The sequence below is a fragment of the Agromyces badenianii genome (assembly GCF_003070885.1).
In the GTDB taxonomy this organism is placed as follows: Bacteria; Actinomycetota; Actinomycetes; order Actinomycetales; family Microbacteriaceae; genus Agromyces; species Agromyces badenianii.
Window position 1 is genome coordinate 109340 of the sequence record NZ_CP028913.1, and the last position, 23045, is coordinate 132384.

At 71.1% G+C, this 23045-nt stretch carries 18 protein-coding genes; 8 read left to right on the forward strand and 10 right to left on the reverse strand.

The features are described 5' to 3' along the window. The first annotated feature begins 94 nt into the window (after positions 1-94). Entirely contained in the window at positions 95-1675 is a 1581-nt protein-coding gene (locus DCE93_RS00515) for an SLC13 family permease (RefSeq protein ID WP_108594167.1), read from the forward strand. A 46-nt stretch (positions 1676-1721) separates the two neighbouring features. On the opposite strand, the gene DCE93_RS00520 is transcribed toward DCE93_RS00515, so the two are convergent. Then, on the reverse strand, positions 1722-2675 hold the full coding sequence (locus DCE93_RS00520) for a carbohydrate kinase family protein (protein ID WP_108594168.1): 954 nt from the start codon (positions 2673-2675) through the stop codon (positions 1722-1724). Between the two features lie 93 nt (positions 2676-2768). On the opposite strand from DCE93_RS00520, the gene DCE93_RS00525 reads away from it, so the two are divergent. Beyond that, positions 2769-3506, forward strand: a complete 738-nt coding sequence (locus tag DCE93_RS00525; protein ID WP_108594169.1) for a TetR/AcrR family transcriptional regulator — start codon at positions 2769-2771, stop codon at positions 3504-3506. Between the two features lie 4 nt (positions 3507-3510). On the opposite strand, the gene DCE93_RS00530 is transcribed toward DCE93_RS00525, so the two are convergent. The 5 genes from DCE93_RS00530 to DCE93_RS00550 all read right to left on the reverse strand — a co-directional run bounded on the left by DCE93_RS00530 (position 3511) and on the right by DCE93_RS00550 (position 10573). Next, complete coding sequence (locus DCE93_RS00530; RefSeq protein ID WP_108594170.1) at positions 3511-4539, reverse strand: DUF2804 domain-containing protein; 1029 nt, start codon at positions 4537-4539, stop codon at positions 3511-3513. 113 nt (positions 4540-4652) lie between these two features. Further along, entirely contained in the window at positions 4653-7529 is a 2877-nt protein-coding gene (locus tag DCE93_RS00535) for an immune inhibitor A domain-containing protein (protein WP_108594171.1), read from the reverse strand. A gap of 213 nt (positions 7530-7742) precedes the next feature. Then, positions 7743-8435, reverse strand: a complete 693-nt coding sequence (locus DCE93_RS00540) for an HAD hydrolase-like protein (protein ID WP_338027585.1) — start codon at positions 8433-8435, stop codon at positions 7743-7745. A gap of 171 nt (positions 8436-8606) precedes the next feature. Beyond that, a complete protein-coding gene (gene nucS / locus DCE93_RS00545) occupies positions 8607-9302 on the reverse strand; it encodes an endonuclease NucS (protein WP_108594172.1) in 696 nt (231 codons plus the stop codon). A gap of 20 nt (positions 9303-9322) precedes the next feature. After that, on the reverse strand, positions 9323-10573 hold the full coding sequence (locus tag DCE93_RS00550; protein WP_108596492.1) for an MFS transporter: 1251 nt from the start codon (positions 10571-10573) through the stop codon (positions 9323-9325). A gap of 260 nt (positions 10574-10833) precedes the next feature. Here DCE93_RS00550 and tdh point away from each other — a divergent pair, with 260 nt between their 5' ends. The 4 genes from tdh (at position 10834) to DCE93_RS00570 (ending at position 15287) form a co-directional block, all read left to right on the forward strand. Beyond that, the gene (gene tdh / locus DCE93_RS00555; protein WP_108594173.1) at positions 10834-11877 is read left to right on the forward strand and encodes an L-threonine 3-dehydrogenase; all 1044 of its coding nucleotides are present in this window, start codon (positions 10834-10836) and stop codon (positions 11875-11877) included. Next, positions 11877-13073 (forward strand): glycine C-acetyltransferase, encoded by a 1197-nt coding sequence (locus DCE93_RS00560; RefSeq protein WP_108594174.1) that lies wholly within the window; start codon positions 11877-11879, stop codon positions 13071-13073. Before tdh ends, DCE93_RS00560 begins: the two co-directional genes overlap by 1 nt. Positions 13074-13130: 57 nt before the next feature. Beyond that, on the forward strand, positions 13131-14207 hold the full coding sequence (locus DCE93_RS00565; RefSeq protein ID WP_108594175.1) for a LacI family DNA-binding transcriptional regulator: 1077 nt from the start codon (positions 13131-13133) through the stop codon (positions 14205-14207). A gap of 141 nt (positions 14208-14348) precedes the next feature. Beyond that, positions 14349-15287 (forward strand): phosphotransferase, encoded by a 939-nt coding sequence (locus DCE93_RS00570; RefSeq protein WP_108594176.1) that lies wholly within the window; start codon positions 14349-14351, stop codon positions 15285-15287. A 32-nt stretch (positions 15288-15319) separates the two neighbouring features. Here the strand turns inward: DCE93_RS00570 and DCE93_RS00575 are convergent, their stop codons facing one another. Together DCE93_RS00575 and DCE93_RS00580 are read right to left on the reverse strand one after the other, a co-directional pair. Then, positions 15320-16078: an SDR family oxidoreductase gene (locus tag DCE93_RS00575; RefSeq protein WP_108594177.1), complete on the reverse strand. Its 759-nt coding sequence runs from the start codon at positions 16076-16078 to the stop codon at positions 15320-15322. Between the two features lie 274 nt (positions 16079-16352). Continuing rightward, positions 16353-17699 carry an MATE family efflux transporter gene (locus DCE93_RS00580; protein ID WP_108594178.1) on the reverse strand — a complete coding sequence of 449 codons (1347 nt, stop codon included), beginning with the start codon at positions 17697-17699 and terminating at the stop codon, positions 16353-16355. Positions 17700-17870: 171 nt separating this feature from the next. Here DCE93_RS00580 and DCE93_RS00585 point away from each other — a divergent pair, with 171 nt between their 5' ends. Together DCE93_RS00585 and DCE93_RS00590 are read left to right on the forward strand one after the other, a co-directional pair. Then, the gene (locus DCE93_RS00585; protein WP_108594179.1) at positions 17871-19928 is read left to right on the forward strand and encodes a M13 family metallopeptidase; all 2058 of its coding nucleotides are present in this window, start codon (positions 17871-17873) and stop codon (positions 19926-19928) included. A 95-nt stretch (positions 19929-20023) separates the two neighbouring features. Beyond that, on the forward strand, positions 20024-20932 hold the full coding sequence (locus DCE93_RS00590; protein WP_108594180.1) for a serine hydrolase: 909 nt from the start codon (positions 20024-20026) through the stop codon (positions 20930-20932). A 16-nt stretch (positions 20933-20948) separates the two neighbouring features. On the opposite strand, the gene DCE93_RS00595 is transcribed toward DCE93_RS00590, so the two are convergent. Both DCE93_RS00595 and DCE93_RS00600 read right to left on the reverse strand, forming a co-directional pair. Beyond that, positions 20949-22574 carry an alpha/beta hydrolase gene (locus tag DCE93_RS00595; RefSeq protein ID WP_108594181.1) on the reverse strand — a complete coding sequence of 542 codons (1626 nt, stop codon included), beginning with the start codon at positions 22572-22574 and terminating at the stop codon, positions 20949-20951. 20 nt (positions 22575-22594) lie between these two features. Further along, the gene (locus DCE93_RS00600; protein WP_108594182.1) at positions 22595-23002 is read right to left on the reverse strand and encodes an NUDIX domain-containing protein; all 408 of its coding nucleotides are present in this window, start codon (positions 23000-23002) and stop codon (positions 22595-22597) included. Positions 23003-23045 lie beyond the last annotated feature (43 nt).

Here is a 23045-nt window from a genome sequence, read left to right on the forward strand (position 1 = left end):
CTCACCCTAGGGCTGACGGCACGGCCGGTGGTAGACACGACCCGCCATTCGCGGAGTTCCGTGCCGGTGCGCGCCGCACCACTAGCCTGAGCGCATGGACCCGGTCGTGGTGACGTTCGTGATTCTCGGCCTCGCCGTGGTCGCGTTCGTGTCTGGGCGCATTCCGATCGCGGTCGTGGCGATCGGGGTCGCCCTCGCCCTCTGGGCGACCGGCGTGCTCACGCTCGAGCAGTCGCTCGCCGGGTTCGGCGACCCCACCGTGCTCTTCATCGCCTCGCTCTTCGTCGTGAGCGAGGGGCTCGACGCCACCGGCGTGACCGCGCGCCTCGGCCGGCTCGTGGTGGCCAGGGGCGGCGCGAGCCGCAACCGCGTGCTGCTGCTCGTGATGGCACTCGTCGCCCTGCTCACGGCCCTCATCAGCGTGAACGGCGCGGTCGCAGCGCTGCTGCCGATGGCCGTCGTCGTCGCCGTGCGCATCGGCCTGCCGCCCTCGCAGTTGCTGCTGCCGCTGGCGTTCTCGGCGCACGCGGGTTCGCTGCTGGCGCTGACCGGCACGCCCGTGAACGTCATCGTGTCGGAGTTCGCAGCCGAAGAGGCCGGCGGTCCGTTCGGGTACTTCGAGTTCGCGCTCGTGGGTGCGCCGCTCGTCGTCGGCACCCTGCTGCTCGCGATGCTTCTCGGCAAGCGGATGCTTCCGGCGCGGAGCGCCGACACCGTGCCCCGCGACCTCACCGATCACGCTCGCACCCTGCTCGCTGACTACTCGGGTCTCGCCGAGGCCGACGGCGGGGGCCGCGCGGTGCTCATCGATGCCGAGAACGGGGTGGCCGAGGTCATGGTGCCGCCCCGCTCGGAACTCGTGGGCATGCGGGTCTTCCCCGGCATGGCCACGCCGAGCGGCAAGCTCGTGATCCTCGCGCTGGCGCGCAACGGCCGTGAGCTGACGGGCCCCGCTGCCGAGGTCGAGGTCGGCGACGTGCTGCTGTTGCAGGGCACGTGGGACGACCTCGAGGCGAACACCGGGGGCGACGAGGTGCGGGTCGTCGACGCACCCTCGGCGGTGCGCGGACAGGCGGCGCCGATCGGCACGCGCGGCGTCGCGGCGATCGTGGTGCTCGCCGCGATGGTCGTGCTGCTCGCGACCGGGCTCGTGCCCGCGGTCGTGGCGGGCCTCCTGGCGGCGGGCGCGATGATCCTCACCCGGGTGGTCTCGATCGGCCGCGCGTACCGGGCGATCTCGTGGACGACCGTCATCCTCGTGGCCGGCATGATCCCCCTCTCGACGGCGTTCACCACGACGGGAGCCGCCGAGATCGTCGGCAACGCGCTCGTCGCGGCGGCCGGTCCGGGCGGGCCGCTCGTGGTGCTGCTCGCGGTGTGCGTGCTCGTCGTCGTGCTCGGGCAGTTGATCAGCAACATGGCGACGGCGCTCATCGTCGCCCCCATCGCGCTCTCGGCCGCGGCCGAGCTCGGCGTCTCGGGCAGGCCGTTCCTGATGGCGCTCACGGTGGTGGCCGCCGCGGCGTTCCTCACGCCGATCGCGACGCCCGTGAACCTCATGGTCATGGGGCCCGGCGGGTACCGCTTCGGCGACTACGCGCGGTTCGGATGGCCCTTCACCCTGCTGTTCCTCACGGTCGCGGTGCTGCTCGTGCCCCTCATCTGGCCCTTCTGACGCGGGGCGGTCGCCGCGGCCGACGGCGCGGCCGGTGACGCTCCGGTCAGCTTCCGCGCATGGGCGGGGATGCCTCGGGCGGCAGTCGCAGGAGCGCCCCCTCGTGGCGCACCGTGGCGGCGGCGATCGCCATCGCCGACTCGAGCGCGTCGGCCCATTCCTCGGTGCTTCCCGGCACCCCGTGCACTGCGAGGTGATGTACCACCGCCGACAGCGTCGCGTCGCCGGCGCCCATGGTGTCGACGACCGCACCGGGCAGTTCCACGATGCCCGCGCGCACCACCCGCTCGCCGTCGAAGAGGGTCGCGCCGTCGCGCCCGGCGGTCGCGAGCACCGCGGGGCCCGCGCCCGATGCGCCCGCTCCCGATGCACCCGCCGCGCGAACACGGTCGACGAGCTCCGGCAGCGGGGCGCCGATGAGGAGCTCGGCGTCTTCGTCACCGACCTTCGCGAGCAGCGCCCCGCCCGCGACGCGGGTGAACTGCTCGAGGAAGGCGTCGCGATCGTGCAGCATGCCCGCACGCGGATTGCCGTCGATCGCGAGCCGCTCGCCGGGCCGGGCGACGGCGTCGACGAGCTCGGCGACCTGCTCGTCGTCGTCGAAGGGGAAGCAGCTGACCACGACGAGGTCGGCCTCGTCGATCGCGGCCCTGGTGGTCTCGTCGAAGCGGATGCGGCGGCGCTGCGCAGCTTCGTTGAACTCGTAGCGCGGCTCGCCGTCGGCGCGATCCGAGATCGCCCGCGAGGTGCCGTGCGCCGAGGGGCTCTCGACGAGGCGCACGTCGTAGTCGCGGAGGTACGAGCGGATGCGGGTGGCCGGCTCGTCGTCGCCGAGCATCGCGACGAGGGTCACCTGCTCGCCGAGGAGGGCGAGCCCGACGGCCACGTTGAGGGCGGCGCCGCCGACGAACTCACGGGAGCCGTGCGGGTCGCGCAGCTCGTCGATGAGCGCGTCGCCGATGACGGTCACTCGGGCGGGTCGGGCTGATGCGGTCGTCATCGACGGTCCTCTCGACATGCGGCACTCCAGCGTGGCACACGGCTCGCGGCCGGTGCACCTGCGGGTACGGTGGTGAAGACCACGAGGAGCACCATGAAACCCGGACCGAGACGCAGTGTCAGCCAGGTCGACATCGTCGACGCCGCGTTCGAGATCCTCGAGCAGAAGGGCTTCGCCGCCGTCTCCGTGCGGGGCGTCGCCGCGGCGCTCGGGCTCACGCCCACCGCGATCTACACCTACTTCCCGTCGAAGAACGCGCTGCTGCGCGCGATGGTCGACGAGCTGCTGTCGAGCCTCGACCTCGCCGCGGCATCCGACCCCGCCGTCGACTGGCGGCAGCGCGTGCACGCGCTCGCCGCGGCCCTGCGCGCCCGGCTCGCCGAGCACACCGGCGCCATGGTGCTCGTGACGAGCGGACCGCTCGACGGACCGCACGCGCTGAGCCTCAACGAAGCGCTCATCGCGGGCTTCATGGGCGAGCGGATGCCGCTCGACGACGCCGCCCGCGCGGCGCACGCCGTGCTCGCCCATGTGCTCGGGGTCGCCGCGCTCGACGCCGCCGAGCGCGCGGGCGATGTCGAGGCATCCGCCGGCCGGACCTCGTCGGGTGCGCTCTGGTCGGATGCCGCGAGCCATCCGCTCACCGAGGCGACCGCGCACCTCGTGGCCGGCAGCGCCGGCGGTGCCGTTGGTGTCGTTGGTGCCGGCGGCGCAGACGCCGTCTCGGCGAGCGATGACGGCCGGGCCGATTCCGCCTTCGCCTGGGGCCTCGACCGCCTGCTCGACGGGGTGCTCGCGAGCGTCGCCGAGCCGGTCACGGCCGGAGCCTGACCCACTACCAGCGGTTCTTCACGAACTCCGCCCAGCCGGTGAGCGCGTCGATCGGCACCACGTCGCCCGAATCGTCGGTCACCGTGCCGCGGTAGGTGCCGAAGCACTGATGCGTCTCGGAGTGGATGACGCCGAACGCGCTCTTCGAGAAGCGATCGTGGAACGGCTCGAAGCGCAGTTCCACGCGGTCGCCGGTGATCGACCACGGCCGCAGCCAGTCGGTCGGATCGAAGCGCCATCGCAGCTCGGCGCCCAGCTTGTGCAGTCGGCCGTCGACCGAGAGCGCGTTCTCGGTGGAGCCGGTGCCGTCGGTCCAGAGGCCGCCGAGCTGCAGGCCGAGCCGGTGGCCGTGCTCCATGCCGGAGGCCGCGCCCCAGTGCCACGTCATGCTGTAGGGCCAGCGGCCGCGGCCGTGGTCGAGCACCGCCCAGCTCTCGCCGGCAGGCAGCTCGTGCGCGACCCCGTCGATCGTGATGGTGCCGCGGGCCGGGCGCGCGACATCCTTCACCGTGTACTGGAACCTCGTGTCGCTCCACGGCACGACCACGCCGAGCGCCTCGTGGCCATCGGGTCGCTCGGCGAAGACGTCGAGCGCGACGCGTTTCGTGGTCGCGACGATGCGGGTGCCGTCGCCCGATTCGGTGATCGCCGTCTCGATGCCGGGCACCCTCGCGGTCGCCGGAGCCGCGCCGAGCGTGCCGGGCAGGTCGACGCCGCGGGAGAGGGGGGTGATCGCGCCGGCGTCGACGTCGGTCGCGGTGCGCCGGTCGAACACCCACACCTGGTTCAGCGTCGCGTAGTCGAGCATCGCGACCGTCACGGCGACGATGTGGTCGGGAGTCGTGATGCCCCAGTACTCCCAGCGCTTGTTGCGGCCGCGGCCGAGCCGGCCGGTGCCGATGCCCGAGGTGTCGTGCAGCGGATGCCGCGTCCACCCCACGGCGGCGGGATTCAGTCGCCCGTTCGGCAGTGTGAGCGAGACGGGTTCGGTGATCTCCCGTTCGTGCGTGAGGGTGGTTCGCGCGTCGTTCACGGCACCTCCATGTGCGTCGAGAGTCAGTGTAGGGGCGCCGAGACGCGCCCGGACGCGGCGAGGCGCCGACTCCCCGAAAGAAGCCGACGCCTCGTCGTGTGCCTTGCCGTGAATCAACCCGCGGCGGGCGGGGTGATCTTGATCAGCGCGGCGATGTTGCCCTTCTCGGCCTTCTTGACCTCGATGACCGTGCCGTAGCCGACGCCGGCGTCAGCCGGGTTGCCGGTGCCGAGTACGCCAAGTTGAGTCTCGGAACCGTACAGCTCGGGCAGCGGGTTGCCGTCGAAGTCGACGATCCGCGTGGAGTACGGCGCGTTGCCGACCGAGGGAACGACCGCCGAGCCGTCGCGGAAGCGGCGGGCCAGGCGTCCGTCGGGGAGCACCTCGAGGCCCGACGTCCAGCCGAGGTCGTCGGTGAACGTCGAGACTCCCGCGCGAGCGGGCACCTTGGTGCAGTACTCGTCGGTCAGCTCGGCACCGGTGATGCACTCCGTGAACTTGTAGGTCTTGCCGAGGCCGAAGGCCACGTCGGACGACTGCGAACGCGACGGCAGGTTGTGCTGCAGCGTTCCGTCGGCCGCGGCCGCGTCACCGGTTCGGCGCAGCGGGTCGAAGTGACTGTCGACGAGCAGCAGCCCGCCCTTCGCCCCGTAGCTCGGCAGCGCCGTCTCGTTCGTGCGAACGTGGTTGGTATTGCCGTAGGTGGTGTCGCGGTACCAGATGAGCGCTCCGGGAGCGTTGTAGGCGATCTTCTCGACCTTCCACGCGCCGGTGCTGTACACCGAGTTGTAGCCGTACTTCAGGCCCTCGTCGAAGCCGTCGAAGTTGCGCCACTCGACCATGTAGTACTGCGCCTTGTTCGAAGTGCCGGTGTCGATGCGCCAGCCGGGGCCGGTCGTGTCGGTGAACGACTCGACCTCGGCGGTCCAGCCGTTGTCGCCGCTCTCGACGTCGTCGCTCCACACCGTGTCGGCCCCGCTCGTGAGAGCGAAGTCGTCGGAGAACCAGCCGCGCTCCTGGAACGCGGCATCGGTGGCCAGGCGCAGGCGCACGCCGACGGTCGTGCCCGAGTACTCCGCGAGGTCGATGTACTGTCGCGTCCAACCACCCGAGGTGCCGGTGAGCCCGAACTTCTTGTTGCCGAACGTCGCCAGGTTGCCGTTCGGGTCGGGGTAGCCGTCGGGCGTGGTCGCCTCACTGCCGTCTTCGTTGAAGACCTTCACGTCGGTCCAGGTGGTGCCGCCGTCGGTCGAGACCTCGACGAAGCCGTAGTCCCAGTCCTGCTCGATGACGAAGTTGTTGCTCATCCAGAACTTCGCATCGGCGGGCACGTCGACGCTCCGGGCGATGCGGATGTCGCCCCAGTCCTGATCGGAACCGCTGAACCACATGTTCTCGCCGCTGGCCGGCTCGGCGAGCGTGATCACCTTGTCGGGCAGGTTGATCTTCACGCCGTCTTCGGTGCCCTTCGGCGACCGAGACGTCTGGCCGATCTTCAGCGTCTTGGCGGCGTCACCCGGGTTCATCTCGACGGGGTCGACCCAGCCGAGCACCCACTTGTCCCAGATGCCCATGTGCGTGGGCATCGACTGGAAGATGGGGCCGGAGTGCGAGCCCGACGACATGAGGTCCCAGAAGTCGATGTCGGAGTTGCCCTGGTTCGACGTGTCGTAGAGGTCGGGCAGGCCGAGGTCGTGGCCGTACTCGTGTGCGAACACGCCGACGCCCGAGTCTTCGGGCTGCACGATGTAGTTCGACAGCTTGAGGTCGGTGCCGGGGATGTCGGCACCGCCGGCGACGGCCGAGGAGTGCGCCCAGAGGGCGTACGTGCCCTGCTCGCCGCCGCCGCCCGACTTGTCTTCGCCGGCGTGCACGAGCACGACGTGGTCGATCACGCCGTCGGGCTCGTTGAAGTCGCCGTCGCCGTCGCGGTCGCCCTGGTCTTCGATGTCGTAGTCGGCCCAGGGGAAGTCGGGCTGGGCCTCAGCGAGCGCCGCCACGGCGTCGATCGGGAGCTGGCCCGCGCCGAGGGGGTTGTCGGGGTGGCCCTGCTGGTCTTGGATCTCGCCGGCCTCGTAGACACCGTCGGCGTTCTGGAAGCAGAGGCTCGCGCCGTACCAGGCCTCGGAGTGGGGCACGGTGATCCACGGGGTGGCCTCGCCGGTCACCGTGTAGGCGCCGCGCGACATCTCCTCGTACATGTTCTTCATCGTGTAGCCCGAGATGTCGATGCCGCGGCGGCCGTCGGGACCCTTCAGGTCCTTGCGCACGCGCTCGGTGATGCCGCGCTCGGAGAACAGCATCTTGTTGAAGTGCTCCGAGGAGAAGTCGGACACCCACATCGTGTTGTTGTCTTCGAGCTCGTAGTCGGCGGGGTTCGGGATGTTGTTGTGCACGGGGCCGTTCTGCACGTCGCCGGGCTTGCACTCCGTGGCACCGAACTCGTTGGGCACGTACGATCCCGTGAAGTCGTCGTTCGCGTTCTGGTCGAACTCGACGAGGATCGTGAGGAGCTTCGCCTCCTGCGTCGTCTCGGCCTCCTTGTACTCGGGCTTCTTGTGGTGCCGGCCCTTGCCGTGGTGACCTTTGCGGTGCTCCTGCTTGAGCTGGCGCGGGCTCTTGCCCGTCGCGATCGAAGACGCTTCGAGCGAGGCCAGCCCCTTGGCTGCGACCGGGTTGCCCTGCGAGTACTTCTGATCGAATTCCTCGGCACGCTCGATCGCTTCGGCCTGCGCGGCTTCGGGCGTCGCTGCCCTGAGCTGGTTGCCGGAGTCGACCAGGACGTCGCCGTCGGTGTCGAACTGATCTTCAACTCGAGGCGCCACATAGTTCATGTAGTACTCGGAGTCGCTGATCACCGGTGGCGAGACCGGTGATTCAGCAGCGGCTGCCCCGCTCGCACCGAACGACACCAGACCGGTGGCGGCGAGCGCGAACACTGGGATGACCGCAACCGCGCGCCTGCGCGCGCGGCCCGTGAATCCAGACATGCTTCTCCCTTCGAGCGACCCTGCGGAGGTGACCACGGGGTCGCGTACGACGCTCGTCGGTGGGCGAACGTACTCGGAATCCTGCCGTGACAGGCGTCGTCTATGGAAGAGCTGTGCGCGGGTTGTGAGACACGACGCACGACTGTTGCGTCGCGGCGGGTTGTCGCGCCGATCGCGCGCGCGTGTCACCCGAATGGGGGGGATTGTTGCGGCTCAGCCGAGCAGCAGGCTCCGCAGCTGGTCGGCCGAGTGCACGACCGCCATCGCGTCGGCGGCCTCGGCGGGTGAGCCGTAGCCCCACTCGACGAGGATCGTCGGCACGCCGTTCGCGAGCGCGCCGAGCGTGTCGTAGCCGCGGTCGCCGACCATGACCGAGTGCTCGGTGCTGATGTCGAGGGCGTGCAGACGTCGCAGCGCTTCGGCGACGACATCGGCCTTCGTGCTGCGCTCCTCGTCGTCGCTCGCTCCGGCGATCACGGTGAAGTACTGGCTGAGCCCCGCGTGGTCGAGCACCCGGCGTGCCATCGACTCGGGCTTCGAGGTCGCGAGCGCGACGGGGATGCCGGCCGCGTGCAGGCGCTCCAGCACGCCGGCGACGCCGGGGAAGACTGGGGAGCGCAGCACGTGCTCGCCGTAGTGGTCGCGGTAGACGTTCAACGCCTCCCACGCCTCGGCGTCGTTGAACCCGGCCGTCATGCGCAGGCTGTCGAGCAGCGGCGGGCCGACGAAGGAGAGGAGCACCTCGTCGGTCGGCACGGGCAGGCCCAATTCGGTGAACATGTGCGCGAGCGACGCGGTGATGTCGGACGCCGAGTCGACGATCGTGCCGTCGAGGTCGAACAGCACGGCCGACCACGTGCGGGTCGGCGTGATCGGCGTCGGGCTCGTCATGGTCTCGGAGGTCACCGTGACATCCTAAGGCCCCGGAGTTCGAGCCTTACTCAGCTTATCGACAGCCGATTCTGCTTGCCGGTCGCGGGGCGGCTCGCTCAGACCAGCCGGGCAGGCCGCTCAGAACAGTCGGGCAGGCCGCTCAGAACAGCCGGGCAGGCCGCTCAGAACAGTCGGGCAGGCCGCTCAGAACAGTCGCGCGTGCCCGTCGTCGACCCCGCGCATCGCGTCGTAGTCGAGCACGACGCAGCGGATGCCGCGGTCCTCCGCGAGGGTGCGCGCCTGCGGCTTGATCTCCTGGGCGGCGAACACGCCGGTCACCGGGGCGAGGTGCGGGTCGCGATTCATGAGCTCGAGATAGCGGGTGAGCTGCTCGACGCCGTCGATGTCGCCGCGACGCTTGAGCTCGACGGCGACCGAGGCGCCCGAGGCATCCGTCGCCAGGATGTCGACCGGGCCGATCGCCGTCATGTACTCCCGGCGCACGAGCCGGTGGCCGTCGCCGAGGAGTTCGATCTGCTCGGCGAGCAGCTTCTGCAGGTGCGCCTCGACCCCGTCCTTCTGCAGGCCGGGGTCGATGCCGAGCTCGTGGGCGGAGTCGTGCAGCACCTCGTGGATCGACACGATCAGCTGGTCGGCGGTCTTCTGGTGCACGACCTTCCACAGCTCGACGATGCCGGCGGCGCGCTGGTCGTCGTCGGGCTCGAGGGTCGTGAGGGTGCAGGGCGGGCTCATCCAGTTGAGCGGCTTGTAGCTGCCGCCGTCGGAGTGCACGAGCAGGCTGCCGTCGCCCTTCACCATGAGCAGGCGGGTGGCGAGCGGGAGGTGGGCGGCGAGGCGTCCGGCGTAGTCGACGGAGCAGCGGGCGATGACGAGACGCACCCGGTGAGTCTACTTGCGGGTCAGGCCGTGGGGCGCGAGCGCTCGCGGGCGGCCGGCGCGGCGAGGGCGGAGAGCACGAGCAGGCCGAGGAGCACGAGCAACGCGTTCAGGATGCCGAACTGCTGGCCGAGGAACCCGAGCAGCGGCGGCCCCGCGAGGAAGGCGCAGTAGCCGATGATCGCGACGGCGCTCACCCGCGCGGCCGAGCGGTCGGGGTCGTCGGCCGCCGCCGACATGCCCACCGGGAAGCCGAGCGAGCAGCCGATGCCCCAGAGCGCGGTGCCGGCGATGAGCATCCACGGCTCGGTGCCGAAGATGAAGAGGCTGAGTCCGGCGATGCCGACGATCGCGAGGGTGCGCAGCACCGGCACGCGGCCGAAGCGGTCGAGCACCGGCCCGCCGATCACCCGGGCGGCGGTGATGGCGACCGTGAAGACGCCGAACACGATCGCACCGGTGGTCTCGTCGAACCCGTGGCCGTCGACCACGGCGAGGGCGAGCCAGTCGTTGGCCGATCCCTCGGCGAACGACATGCCGAGCATGATGACGCCGATGAGCAGCAGTCGCACGTCGCCCCACACCTCGAGGTTCGCGCGCAGGCGCTCGGTCCACGGCGGCCGCGGGGCATCCGTGTGCGTGTCGTCGCCGACCTCGGCGCGCAGCGGCACGTAGCGCACCGCGATGAAGACGGCGACGGCGATGGCGAGGGCGATGACACCGAGGTGCAGCGACACGGGCAGACGGGCAGCGGATGCCGCGGCGGCGAGTGCGGCCCCGGCGACCGTGCCGAACGAGAAGAAGGCGTGCATGAGCGGCATCACGGTCTTGCCGATCTCGCGCTCGGCCTCTGCGCCCTCGACGTTCATCATGACGTCGACCGCGCCGTTGCCGAAGCCGAAGAGCGCGAGCCCGATCACGACGATCGGCACGGAGGGCACGGCCGAACCGCCGATGCCGAGGAGCACGAGGCCGACCGAGACGGTCAGGAGCGCGAGGATCATGCCGGTGCGGGCGCCGAACCGCGCGAGGAACCACGGGGCGGCGACGAGACCGAGGATCGAACCGATCGACCCGGCGAGGATGACGAGGCCGACGCCCTGGGTGCTGAGCCCGGTGTCGTCGCGGATCGCGGGGAGGCGAGCGACCCAGCTCGCCATGCTGAGGCCGCTGAGGAAGAAGATCGCGAACACGGCGTTGCGCCACGAGATGAGCTCACGTGCCGCGCGGGCGGCCGTGGCGGAGGTTTCGGGCGTGTGCGGCGTCTCGTTCATCGTCTCTGTCTCGTCGTCGTCGCGGGGGGAGTCGAATCGATTCGACAACCCTGACCCGAGAACGATATCGGCGCGGCCGCCAGCCTGCAAGCGTGCCGGGACGCCCGCGATGCCCGTGGTGGGCGAAGTGGGCTGCGGATGCCGCGGCATCCGTGGCTACCATGAACTGACTGGCGCTCGGGGTGACCGGACACGACCCGGAATCCCGACCCAGAGCCGCACACCCCCGGCTCGAGTACCAGAGAACGACGAGGTCATCGATGAAGGCACTCTTCAAACCCGCCCCCGGCGCCGGCCTGGAGTACGTCGAACGCCCCGAGCCCGAGACGGGCCCGGCCGACGTGAAGATCCGGGTGCTGCGCACCGGCATCTGCGGCACCGACCTGCACATCGAGAAGTGGGACGACTGGGCTGCGTCGACCATCGCCGCTCCGCTCATCCCGGGCCACGAGTTCTTCGGCGAGGTCGTCGAGGTCGGGCCGCTCGTGCACGACGTCGCCGTCGGCGACCGGGTCTCCGGCGAGGGGCACATCGTCTGCGGCATGTGCCGCAACTGCCGCGCCGGACGCCGCCAGATGTGCATCCGCACGAAGGGCGTCGGGCTGCACCGCGACGGCGCCTTCGCCGAGTACGTCGTGCTGCCCGGCGAGAACGTCTGGGTGCACCACGCCGACATCGACCCGGAGGTCGGCGCGATCTTCGACCCCTTCGGCAACGCCGTGCACACGGCGCTCGCCTTCTCGGTCGTGGGTGAAGACGTGCTCGTCACCGGCTGCGGCCCGATCGGGCTGATGTCGATCGCCGTCGCACGCCACGTCGGCGCGCGGTTCATCGTGGCGTCGGATGTCTCGCCGGCACGTCTCGGGCTCGCGATGCGGATGGGCGCGGATGCCGCGGTCGACGTGTCGCGCGAACGCATCCGCGACGTGCAGCCGCGACTCGGCATGCGCGAGGGCTTCGACGTCGGATTCGAGATGTCGGGCTCGGCGAAGGCGCTCCCCGAGATGATCGAGAACATGAACCACGGCGGCCGACTGGCGCTGCTCGGCCTCCCCGCCGAGCCGTTCGCGATCGACTGGGGCAAGGTCGTCACCCACATGCTCACCATGAAGGGCATCTACGGGCGCGAGATGTTCGAGACGTGGAACTCGATGAGCGCGATGCTGCAGACGAGCGAGACCCTGCGCACGAGCATCGCCTCGATCATCAGCGACCGCTACCCGGCACGGGAGTGGCGTGCGGCGTTCGATGCGGCCGCCTCTGGCGGCGTCGGCAAGGTCATCCTCGATTGGACGGAGCTCTGATGTACGGAACGGTTCGGGAACAGCTGCGCGCGGAGCTCGACGAGATCGAGGCCGCGGGCCTCACGAAGCGCGAGCGCGGCATCCACGGTCCGCAGTCCTCCGAGATCGAGGTGGCCGGGCGCGAGGTGCTGAACTTCTGCGCCAACAACTACCTCGGGCTCGCCAACGACCCGCGCATCGTCGAGGCGGCGCATCGCGGGCTCGACGACTGGGGCTACGGCCTCGCGAGCGTGCGCTTCATCTGCGGCACGCAGGAGCTGCACCTCGAGCTCGAGCGACGGGTCTCCGACTTCCTCGGCTACGACGACACGATCCTCTTCTCCTCATGCTTCGACGCGAACGGCGGCGTCTTCGAGGTGCTCTTCGGCGCGGATGACGCGATCATCTCCGATGAGCTGAACCACGCCTCGATCATCGACGGCATCCGGCTCTCGAAGGCGCAGCGCTACCGGTACAAGAACCGCGACCTGGCCGATCTCGAGGCGCAGCTCGTCGCGGCATCCGGTGCGCGCCGCCGCGTGATCGTGACCGACGGCGTCTTCTCGATGGACGGCTACATCGCGCCGCTCGCCGAGATCTGCGACCTCGCCGACCGCTACGACGCGCTCGTCTTCGTCGACGACTCGCACGCGGTCGGCTTCGTCGGCGAGCACGGGCGCGGCACGCCCGAGCACTGCGGAGTCGAGGGCCGGGTCGACATCACGACCGGTACGTTCGGCAAGGCGCTCGGCGGGGCATCCGGCGGCTACGTGGCCGCCCGTCAGGAGATCGTCGACCTGCTGCGCCAGCGCGCGCGGCCGTACCTGTTCTCGAACACGCTCGCCCCGGCGATCGTGGCGGGCACGATCGAGGCGCTCTCGCTCGTCGCCGGCTCCGGCGAGCTGCGCGAGCGGCTGCGCGCGAACGCCGCGCTCTTCCGCTCGCTCATGACGGATGCCGGGTTCGAGCTGCTGCCCGGCGAGCACCCGATCGTGCCCGTGATGTTCGGCGACGCCGTCCTCACCGCGCGCATGGCCGATGCACTGCAACGGCACGGGGTCTACGTCACGGCGTTCAGCTTCCCGGTCGTGCCGCGCGGGGCCGCGCGCATCCGCGTGCAGCTCTCGGCGGCGCACTCCGAGGAGGAGATCCGTCGCTGCGTCGCCGCCTTCGAGGCGGCCCGCGACGAGGTCGCCGCGACTCCGCCGGCCGAGTAGCCGACCACTCGTCCGTCGACCGCGTCGCTCGAATCGATTCGGCCTAGAATCGGGCGCATGGAGCCCGATGCCGTGACACGAACGACGCTCGCCGATGTCGCGGCGCGGGCCGGCGTGTCGCCGTCGACGGCGTCGCTCGCCTTCAGCGGCTCGGGCCCCGTGTCGGATGCCACGAAGGAACGCGTGCTCGCCGCGGCATCCGAGCTCGGCTATGCGGGCCCCGACCCCCGCGCCCGCTCGCTCCGCCGCGGCCGCTCGGGCATCGTCGGCGTGGTGCTCGAGGAGCGCGTGCGCGCGGCGTTCCTCGATCCGGTGAAGATCCAGATGCTCGACGGCATCACCGAGGGCATCGCCCCGCTCGGTGCCGGCCTGCTGCTGCTCACCGACACCGGCGAGCCCGGCGAACACGCGGTGAGCATCGAGAGCGCGCCGGTCGATGCGGTCGTGCTCATCGGCTGCAGCCCTCGGCTCGGCGTCTCGATCGAGGCGCTGCGGCGCCGCGGCATCCCGGCCGTCGCGATCGAGGGCGCGACCGGCGAGGACATCCCCGAGATCTCGATCGACAACCGTCAGGCGACGAGGCGAGGTGCCGAGTACCTGCGAGAGCTGGGGCACGCGGATGTCGCGATCGTGACGCTGCCCCTCGACGCCGGCCGCACCCGGGGCCCGCTCACCGAGGCGCTCCTGCAGGCCGGCACGAACACCACGGCGCTGGAGCGACTGGCCGGTGCGCGTGAAGTCTTTCCGGCCGCGACCGGCCGTGTCGCCGGTGCGAGTTCGATCGAACAGGGCCTCGAGGCCGCGCGGGCGCTGCTGACCGACGCCGCCGGGCGCCCGACGGCGATCATCGCGCAGAGCGACCTGCTGGCCGCGGGCGTCATCCAGGCGGCCGAGGAGCTCGGGTTGCACGTGCCGGGCGACCTCAGCGTGCTGGGCTTCGACGGCATCAGGGTCGACGGCCTGCAGCACGACCTCACTACGCTCGCGCAGCCGTCGGTCGCGAAGGGCCGAGCCGCGGGCGAGGCCGTCGTGCAGTTGCTCTCCGGCGAACCGCCCGAGTCGCGGTGCTTCACGAGCACGCTGCATGTGGGCGACACGACGGCGTCGCCCGGTGTCGTCCGGCGTCGCCGTTAGGGTTCCGTCAGGGACATTCACAAATTTGTGCACGCCCAGCGCGCGAGGCGTGAGGGCCGGTGTCACGGTGCGTGCGCAGGTGCGGGCGCAGGCTCGACGTCGACGCGAGTCGCGCGCTGCTTCCGCGCCTACGATGAAACGATGGCGGCCCGAGAACAGCTGCGTCTGAGGTGGGACGCGCTTCCCCGCGCGGTGCGCGACGGCATCGAGAAGGTCCTGGGCGGCGATGTCGTCGAGGCGCGAAGTCAACCGAGCGGATTCTCCTCCGGAAGCGCTGATCGCGTGCGAACACGGCATGGCCGTCGCGCCTTCGTCAAGGCCGCGCACATCGGGCACAACGCCGGCACGGTGGCACTGCATCGCCGCGAGCTCGCGTTCATGAGTGAGATGCCGCCTTTCGTCCCGGCCCCTCGGCTGCTCGGCACGTACGAGCGGGACGGTTGGATCGCCTTGGTCTTCGAGGACATCGTCGGAACTCACCCGGGCGCGGCCCTGGACGGTTCGGACGTCCCCCTCGTCCTGAATGCCCTGCACGCCTTGCCGCGAGTTCGAGGGAACATCTCGATCCCGCTCTTTGAAGTCGCAAACGAGGTTGCGGCTGACGGCGGGAGTTGGGACGAGATAGTCCGAGACGATGCGCTCGCGTCGCTGCCGAAGTGGGCGCAGATGAACCTCGAGCGCCTCGCCGTCGCGTCGCGTCGCGCGGGTGCGGCAGTTGCCGGCGACCATCTCGTCCACTTCGACTGTCGCGCTGACAACATGCTCATCGATACCGACGGGCAGGTATGGATCATCGATTGGCCATGGGCCGCAGTCGGGGCGAGGTGGTTCGACGGCCTGACCTATCTGCTCGATGCACGGCTTCGAGGTGAAGCGATCGACGCAGAGGCGGTGATCACGTCGCACCCGATGTTCGGTGACGTCGCGCCCGAGGACATCGATGCAGCTCTGGCCGCGACGACCGGGGCATTCTTCAACACTGCCCGTCGCCCTGCGCCGGACAGCATGCCGACGCTCCGAGCGTTCCAGCGCTCTGAGGCACTCGCCGGCATGGAGTGGTTGCGCGAACGCTGGGCCTGACGAGCGAGGAGTAGGACGGCGACCGCGCGGGCTCAGGCAGGAGCGTCAGGAGTGCGTCTCGGGCCGGCCGCGAGGAACTCGGTGAAGGTCCGGGTGCCCCATCCCGGGCCGGGCACGAGGTTGCCGCCGGCGGCGAAGGCCGCGAACGTCTTGCCGGGCAGCGAGAGCGGCACGATCCTGCGGCGCACGGACTTCGCGGCGGCCCAGCGCTCGGCCAGTTCGCGCGCCGTGAGCCGTTCGGGTCCGCCGATGTCGGCGACGCGTCCGGCGGGCCCGCCCGCCACGAGCTCGGCGAGCCGCGCGGCGACGTCGTCGGTGCTGATCGGCTGGAACGAGATGGTCGGCGCGACCACGACCGGCAGCCACCGCTGCGCGTCGAACACCCCGGCGACGAGTTGGTGGAACTGCGTGGCGCGGAGGATGGTGTGCCCGGTTCCGGATGCCTCGAGCAGCTGCTCGGCGGCGAGCTTCTGCCGGTAGTACCCGAGCGGAATCCGGTCGACCCCCACGATCGAGACGAAGACGAGGTGCCGCACGCCGGCCTCCCGCGAGGCGTCGACGACGGTGCGCATGAGTCGGGCGTCGCCGCTCGTGCCCGTGGCCAGGTGCACCACGGTGTCGGTGTCGGCCACCGCATCGGCGACGCCCTCGCCCGAGCGGAGGTCGCCGACGACGCGCCCGGCGCCCGCGTGCCGGCTGAGCGCGCGAACGTCGTGGCCGGCCGAACGGAGCCGATCGACCGTGGGGGTTCCGAGTCGGCCGGTTCCACCGGTGACGAGGATCGAGGTCATGTGGGTCCCTTCCCTCCCGCACCCGCTCGCGTCGTTCGCGCCGCGATGGTCACCCTCAGTCTGCCCCGCCGCCCCGCCGCCCGCCGCCCGCCGCCCGGCCGCCCCCCCACCCGCCGCCGGTCCTGTCGGAGGAACGTTGTCGTGTCGGAGGAAACGAATCCACGACCTCCGACGCGATTCGTTGCCTCCGACGTGCGGGCGCCGGCGGGCGGGCGGCGGACGGGCGGGGAGGCCGGCGCGGGCCGGGCGGCCGGGCGGGGCGGCGGGCGCCGGGTCAGCGACCTGCGCCGAGCACCATCCACGCAGACCCTCGAGCCCTGAGCCCGAGCGTCACCGCGCGCGCCCCGAGGAAGCCGATCGCGAAGGCGGCCATGAGCCACGCCGGCCCGGCCGCGCCCGGGGGTGCGACGGCCACTACCCACAGGGCGAGCGGCACGAACACGACGAGGTTCACGATGCCGGTCCATGCGAGGTATCGGGCGTCGCCGGCGCCGATGAGCACCCCGTCGAGCACGAAGACGACGCCGCCGAGCGGCGCCGAGAGCGCGAGCACGACGAGCGTCGGGGGCAGCAGCGCCGCGACATCCGCTGAGCTCGTGAAGAGCGCGGGCAGCAGCCAGGCCGTCGCCAGCACGACGACGCCGACGACCACGCCGCTGCCGACGCCCCACTGCAGGCAGCGGCGCAGCACTGCACGCACGCCGGCGACGTCGCCCGAGCCGAGGTCGCGCCCGACGAGCGCCTGGGCGGCGATGGCGAGCGCGTCGAGGGCGAAGCCGATCGTGAAGTAGATCGTCATCGCGACCTGGAAGGCGGCGAGCTCGTCGGAGCCGAGCGAGGTCGCGCCCCACGTGGCGAGCAGCAGCGCGAGCCGCAGGCTCAGCGTGCGGAGGAACAGCCATCCGCCCGAGGTCGCGCCGCGCAGCACTCCGGCGTGGTGCGGCCAGGCGCTCGCTCCCACGCGCGCCGCGTGCCGGGCGACGACGACGAGGTAGACCGCCACCATGCCCCACTGCGCGAGCACGGTGCCGATGGCCGAGCCGGCGATGCCCCAGCCGGCGACGTAGATGAAGACGTAGTTGAGCGCGATGTTCACGCCGAAGCCGATGCCCGCGACCCACAGCGGGGTACGGGTGTCCTGGAGGCCCCGCAGCAGCCCGGTCGCGGCGAACACCACGAGCATGGCCGGGAGTCCGGCCATCGAGATCGTGAGGTAGACGGATGCCTCGGCGGCGACGTCGGCGCTCGCGCCGAAGAGTCCCACCAGCGTGGGCGCGGCGAACCACCCGGCGACCCCGAGCACCGCCCCGAGGCCGAGCGCGAGCCACAACCCGTCGATGCCGGAGGCGACCGCACCGCGCTCGTCGCCGAGCCCGACCCGGCGTGCCACGGCCGGCGTCGTGGCATAGGCGAGGAACACCATGAGCCCGATGATCGTCTGCAGCACCGCGCTCGCGAGGCCGAGGCCCGCGAGCGGCGTGACCCCGAGGTGCCCGATCATCGCCGTGTCGGCGAGCAGGAACAGCGGCTCCGCGATGAGCGCGCCGAGCGCCGGCACCGCGAGGCGGAGGATGTCGCGGTCGACGCCGGTTCGTGCAGCGATCGGCAGTGGTTCGTTCATGGGCCCCTCGAGCCTATGGTGGGCCGGCGGGGCTCGCGGCCGACGTGATCGACCCGTTCGTCGCGGGCACGCCCCTCGACGGGCGCGAGGTCGCCCGCCGCGAGCGCACCGCCGCGAGCGCACCGCCCCGAGCGGGGTGCCAACGTCGGCACCCGCGCATAGGCTGGGGTGATGACCGATGTCGCGCTGCCCTCCGGAATCAAGCAGGACGAACTCGACGCGGGCATCCGCCCGCAAGACGACCTCTTCCGTCACGTCAACGGCAAGTGGATCGAACGCACCGCCATCCCGGCAGACAAGGCGAGGTACGGTTCGTTCCTCGTGCTGCACGAGGAGGCCGAGCAGGCCGTGCGCGAGATCATCGAGGAGTCGCAGAACGCCGAGCCGGGCACCGAGGCGCGCAAGGTCGGCGACCTCTACGCGAGCTTCATGAACGAGGAGCGTGCGAACCTCCTGGGGGCGACGCCCATCGCCGGCCAGCTCGTCGAGGTCGAGCTGATCAGCTCGATCGATGCGTTCCTCGAGACCCTCGGCAAGCTCGAGCGACAGGGGGTGCCCGGCTTCCTGCAGCTCTACGTCGACAACGATCCCGGCGACCCCGAGCGCTACCTCGTCTTCGTCGAGCAGGGCGGCATCGGCCTGCCCGACGAGAGCTACTTCCGCGAAGAGCGGTTCGAGCCGGTGCGCGAGGCGTACCGCGCACACCTCGAGCGGATGCTGCGGCTCGCGCAGCTCGACGATCCCGACGCGCGCGCCGCCCGGGTCTTCGAGCTCGAGACCGCGATCGCCGCGGCGCACTGGAGCAACGTCGACACTCGCGACAGCGAGAAGACGTACAACCTGTTCACGTGGAACGACGCGGTGGCCGAGGCATCCGTCGACCTGAACATCTGGCGCGATGCGATGGGCGTGCCCGACGGCGCGTTCGACGAGATCGTGCTGCGCGAGCCGTCGTTCGTGCAGGGCCTCGGCGCGCTGCTGACCGAAGACCGCCTGCCCGCGTGGAAGGACTGGCTCGCCTGGCAGGTCGTCCGCGGCAGTGCCGCCTACCTCTCCGACGACTTCGTCGAGGCGAACTTCGACTTCTACGGCCGCACGCTCACCGGCACCCCGCAGATGCGCGAGCGGTGGAAGCGCGGGGTCTCGCTCGTCGAGGGCGCGATGGGCGAGGCCGTCGGCCGCATCTACGTCGAGCGGCACTTCCCGCCCGCGGCGAAAGAGGCGATGGACGACCTCGTCGCCAACCTCGTCGAGGCCTACCGCCAGTCGATCAGCGCGCTCGAGTGGATGGGCGAAGAGACGAGGGCCAAGGCCCTCGACAAGCTCGCGAAGTTCACGCCGAAGATCGGCTTCCCGGTGAAGTGGCGCGACTACTCGGCGCTCGAGATCACCGACGACCTCGTGGGCAACGTGCGGGCGACGGCCGAGTTCGAGTTCAACCGAGAGCTCGGCAAGATCGGCAAGCCGCTCGACCGCGACGAGTGGTTCATGACACCGCAGACGATCAACGCCTACTACAACCCGGGGTTCAACGAGATCGTCTTCCCCGCGGCGATCCTGCAGTATCCGTTCTTCGATGCGAGCCGGGATTCCGCGGCGAACTACGGCGCCATCGGGGCCGTGATCGGGCACGAGATCGGGCACGGCTTCGACGACCAGGGCTCCAAGTACGACGGCGACGGCCGGCTCACCGACTGGTGGACCGAGGCCGATCGCGCCGCGTTCGAAGAGCGCACCACGGCCCTCATCGACCAGTACGACGCGCTCGTGCCCGCGCAGCTCGACGGGGCCGGCGATGCCGAGACCGCGGATGCCTCGGGCCCCGACCCTGCGGTCGCGGAGGCCTCCGGTGCGGGCGGGGCGGATGCCTCGGCCACCGCGCCGCACGTCAACGGCGCACTCACCATCGGCGAGAACATCGGCGACCTCGGCGGCCTCGCGATCGCGTGGCGGGCCTACGTGCTCTCGCTCGGCGGCGACGTCGACGCGGCACCGGTGATCGACGGACACACCGCCGCGCAGCGCTTCTTCCTGTCGTGGGCGCAGGCCTGGCAGATGAAGGGCCGCGACGAAGAAGTCATCCGCCTGCTCGCGATCGATCCGCACTCGCCGAACGAGTTCCGGTGCAACCAGATCGTCAGGAACATCGACGAGTTCTACGCTAGCTTCAATGTGACTCCAGATGACGCTCTCTGGCTCGACCCAGCCGAGCGGGTGACGATCTGGTAGTCGAAGAACCGCATCCGCAAGAACACCGAATTTCGAGCGCGCCGCTGACCGCGGTGGGGGAGCGCCGACCGCCAGAGGAAGGCCGTGGAATCACCGTGGTGACGTCGTCGCAAGGTTCGGAGCGGCGTGCACGGCATAGCGACCTCCGGCGCGGCAAGCACCGCACCGAAGAGCCGGGCGAGAACTTCGCACGAGGGTTCGACGCGCTCGGCGAGCTCGCACTCGCGGGCGTGCAGGTCTCGGCGCGAGCCACCGATCTCGCGACCGGCAAGGTGCTGTTCTCCGTCGACGATCACGTGGTGATGCCGACCGCCTCGATCGGCAAGGTGCTGCTGCTCGTCGAGGTCGCGACGCGGCTCGCGAGCGACAGCAGCGAGGCGTTCACCGTGCTCGACCGCGCGCCGCGCGACGCCGTCGGCGACTCGGGCATCTGGCAGCACATGCAGTCGTCGTCGCTGCCGCTCGCCGACCTCGCGGCGCTCGTCGGCGCCACGAGCGACAACCTCGCCACGAACGTGCTCATCCGCCACGTCGGTCTCGAGGCGGTGCGTGCACGCACCGAGGCCCTCGGCCTCACCCGCACGGCGCTGCTCGACCTCGTGCGCGATCACCGCGGCCCCGACGACGCCCCGCAGCTCTCGATCGGTTCGGCGAAAGAGCTCACGTGGCTGTTCGCGTCACTCGCGCGCGGCGAGATCGTCTCGCCCGAGGTGTCGCAACGCGTCGTCGGCTGGCTCTCGCTGAACGCCGACCTGTCGATGGTGGCGAGCGCGTTCGGCCTCGACCCGCTCGCCCACCGCACGCCCGACCACAACGTGCTGCTCATGAACAAGACCGGCACCGACGGCGGCGTGCGCAGCGAGGTCGGCGTGCTCCGCGGCCCGCGCGCGAGCGTCTCGTACGCCGTGTCGATGTACTACGCCGACACGATGATCTCCTCGCGTCTCGCGGTGCTCGACGGCATGCGTCAGGTCGGACTCGACCTGCTCGAATACGTGCACTGAGCCCGATGCCGGTTCGCTACGCATCCCCGATCGACGAGCTCTGATCGGGCGCGGCACCCGCGCGAACCCGGGCGAGCGACTCGACGCCCGCGATGACGGCCGCCTTCGTCGCGGCGGCCGCGAGGATGCGGAAATGGCCCGCGACCGGCACCTGCACGTTCGTCGCACCGGCGAGCACGCTGCCCTCGGGCACGTGCGGGTCGAAGGTGCCGAACACCGACACGATGTGCGAGTTGACGGATGCCGCGTCCGAGAGTTCGACGATCGTCGCCCCGTCGGGCAGGAACTCCCGCAACCGCGGATCGATGAGGTAGCGCGCGAGACGTGAGCCGCCGAACGGCGTGGCGACGGCGACGACCCCGAGCAGGCCGAGCCGTCGCTCGGCGTCGCCCAGCAGCATCCGCTTGCCGACGAGACCGCCCTTCGAGTGCGCCACGAGGATGCGCCCGCCCGCCGGCGGCGGGATGCGCTCGAGCGCACGGGTGATGCGCTCCGCCGTGTCGAAGATGCCGAGCAGGTTCGCGCCGAGGCCGTGCACCACTTGAACGCGATACCCCTCCTTGTTGAGTGCATCGCCGAGCGGTGCCATGAACGACCAGTGCTCGTAGACGCCGGGCAGCAGGATGACGGTCGGCCGGTCGGCTTCGCCGCGGGCCCATCGCTCCGGCGGCCGCCGTGCGGTGAGCACCCGGGCGTGCCGCCGCGCCGCGTCGAGGTAGTCGAGCGCCCACCAGCCGGCGGCGGCGAGCGGCGACAGCGGAGCGGGGGCGTCCGCCACCGTCGCAGCGCTCGCGATCGGGGCATCCGGCGCGGTCGAGGAGGATGCCCCGGCGTGCGCGGCATCCGGCGCGGTCGAGGCGAGTGCCCCGGCGCCCGCGGTCTCCTCGACCTCGCGCCCGACCGGCTCGCCGCGCGCGTGGCGGGCGACGAGGTCGGCGACCAGCGGGCCCGCCGTGATCATGGTCTCGTGCCCGCGCCCCGGCACCTCGACGTACCTGGCGTGCGGCACGAGCAGGGCGACCTGCTCGGCCCAGTCGCGGGGCACGATGCGATCGCGTTCGGCGCGGATCACGAGCGTCTCGGCCGCGATGTGCGGCAATGTGCTTTCGATCTCGTGCTCCATCACGGGGCTGAGCGTCTCGAGGTACCAGCCGAGGCCCGCCTTGGCGTACGACACGATGCCGAGGCCGAGCACCTTCGGGTGGGCGAGCACGAGGTCTTGCGCGAGCCTGGCGGCCTGCTTCGCCACCGTGCGCTCGCGGGGGTTCACCGTCGGCGCGATGAGCACGATGCGCTCGAAGAGCTCGGGATGCCGCGCCGCAGCCTCGGCCACGACCTGCGCGCCGGCGGAGTGGCCGACGAGCACGGGCCGTTCGATGCCCTCGGTGCGAACGAGCTCGGCGAGCAGGTCGCCCGCATTCGGCATCGACGTCGGATGCTCGGGTTCGGGTGCCTCGCCGAACCCCGGCAGGTCGAGGGCGTAGACGGTGCCGGTGCGGCCGAGGGCCTCGGCGACATCCGACCAGTACTCGTGCGCCATGCCGATGCCGTGCACGAGCACGTAGCCCGGCCCGTCGTCGATGCCCGTGCGGGTGATGAGCGTGACCCATTCACCGCTGCGGAACTCGCGGGTCGTCGCCATTCCCGAAGTCTACGAGAGGGTCAGTCGATGAGCCCGGCCGCGGCGAGCCGCTGGAGCACCTCGGCTCCGGCCGGCGGGCAGCGATCGACGTCGGCCGTCGTCACCCAGTGCAGGCTCCCGACCTCGGCCGAGGCGAGCGGCGCGGCATCCGTCTCGGCGCGGAAGACCCGCATGCGCACGAGCCGGCCGTCGGGCTCGCCGTGGGCCGCCGCGACGACTTCGAAGAGCTCCTCGAGGGCGGCGGGGTCGAGCACGAGTGCGACTTCTTCGAGGGCCTCGCGGGCGGCGGCCTCTGCGGCCGTCTCGCCCTCGTCGATCTTGCCGCCCGGCATGTAGTACACGTCGCGGTCGCGCGCGGTGACCATGAGCACCCGGCGGTTTCGCAGCAGGGCGATGGCGGCGACGCGGAGGTCGGTGAGCTGAGGCATCCGTTCCAGCCTAGGTCGTCTCGTCGAGACCAAGTCTTGGTCG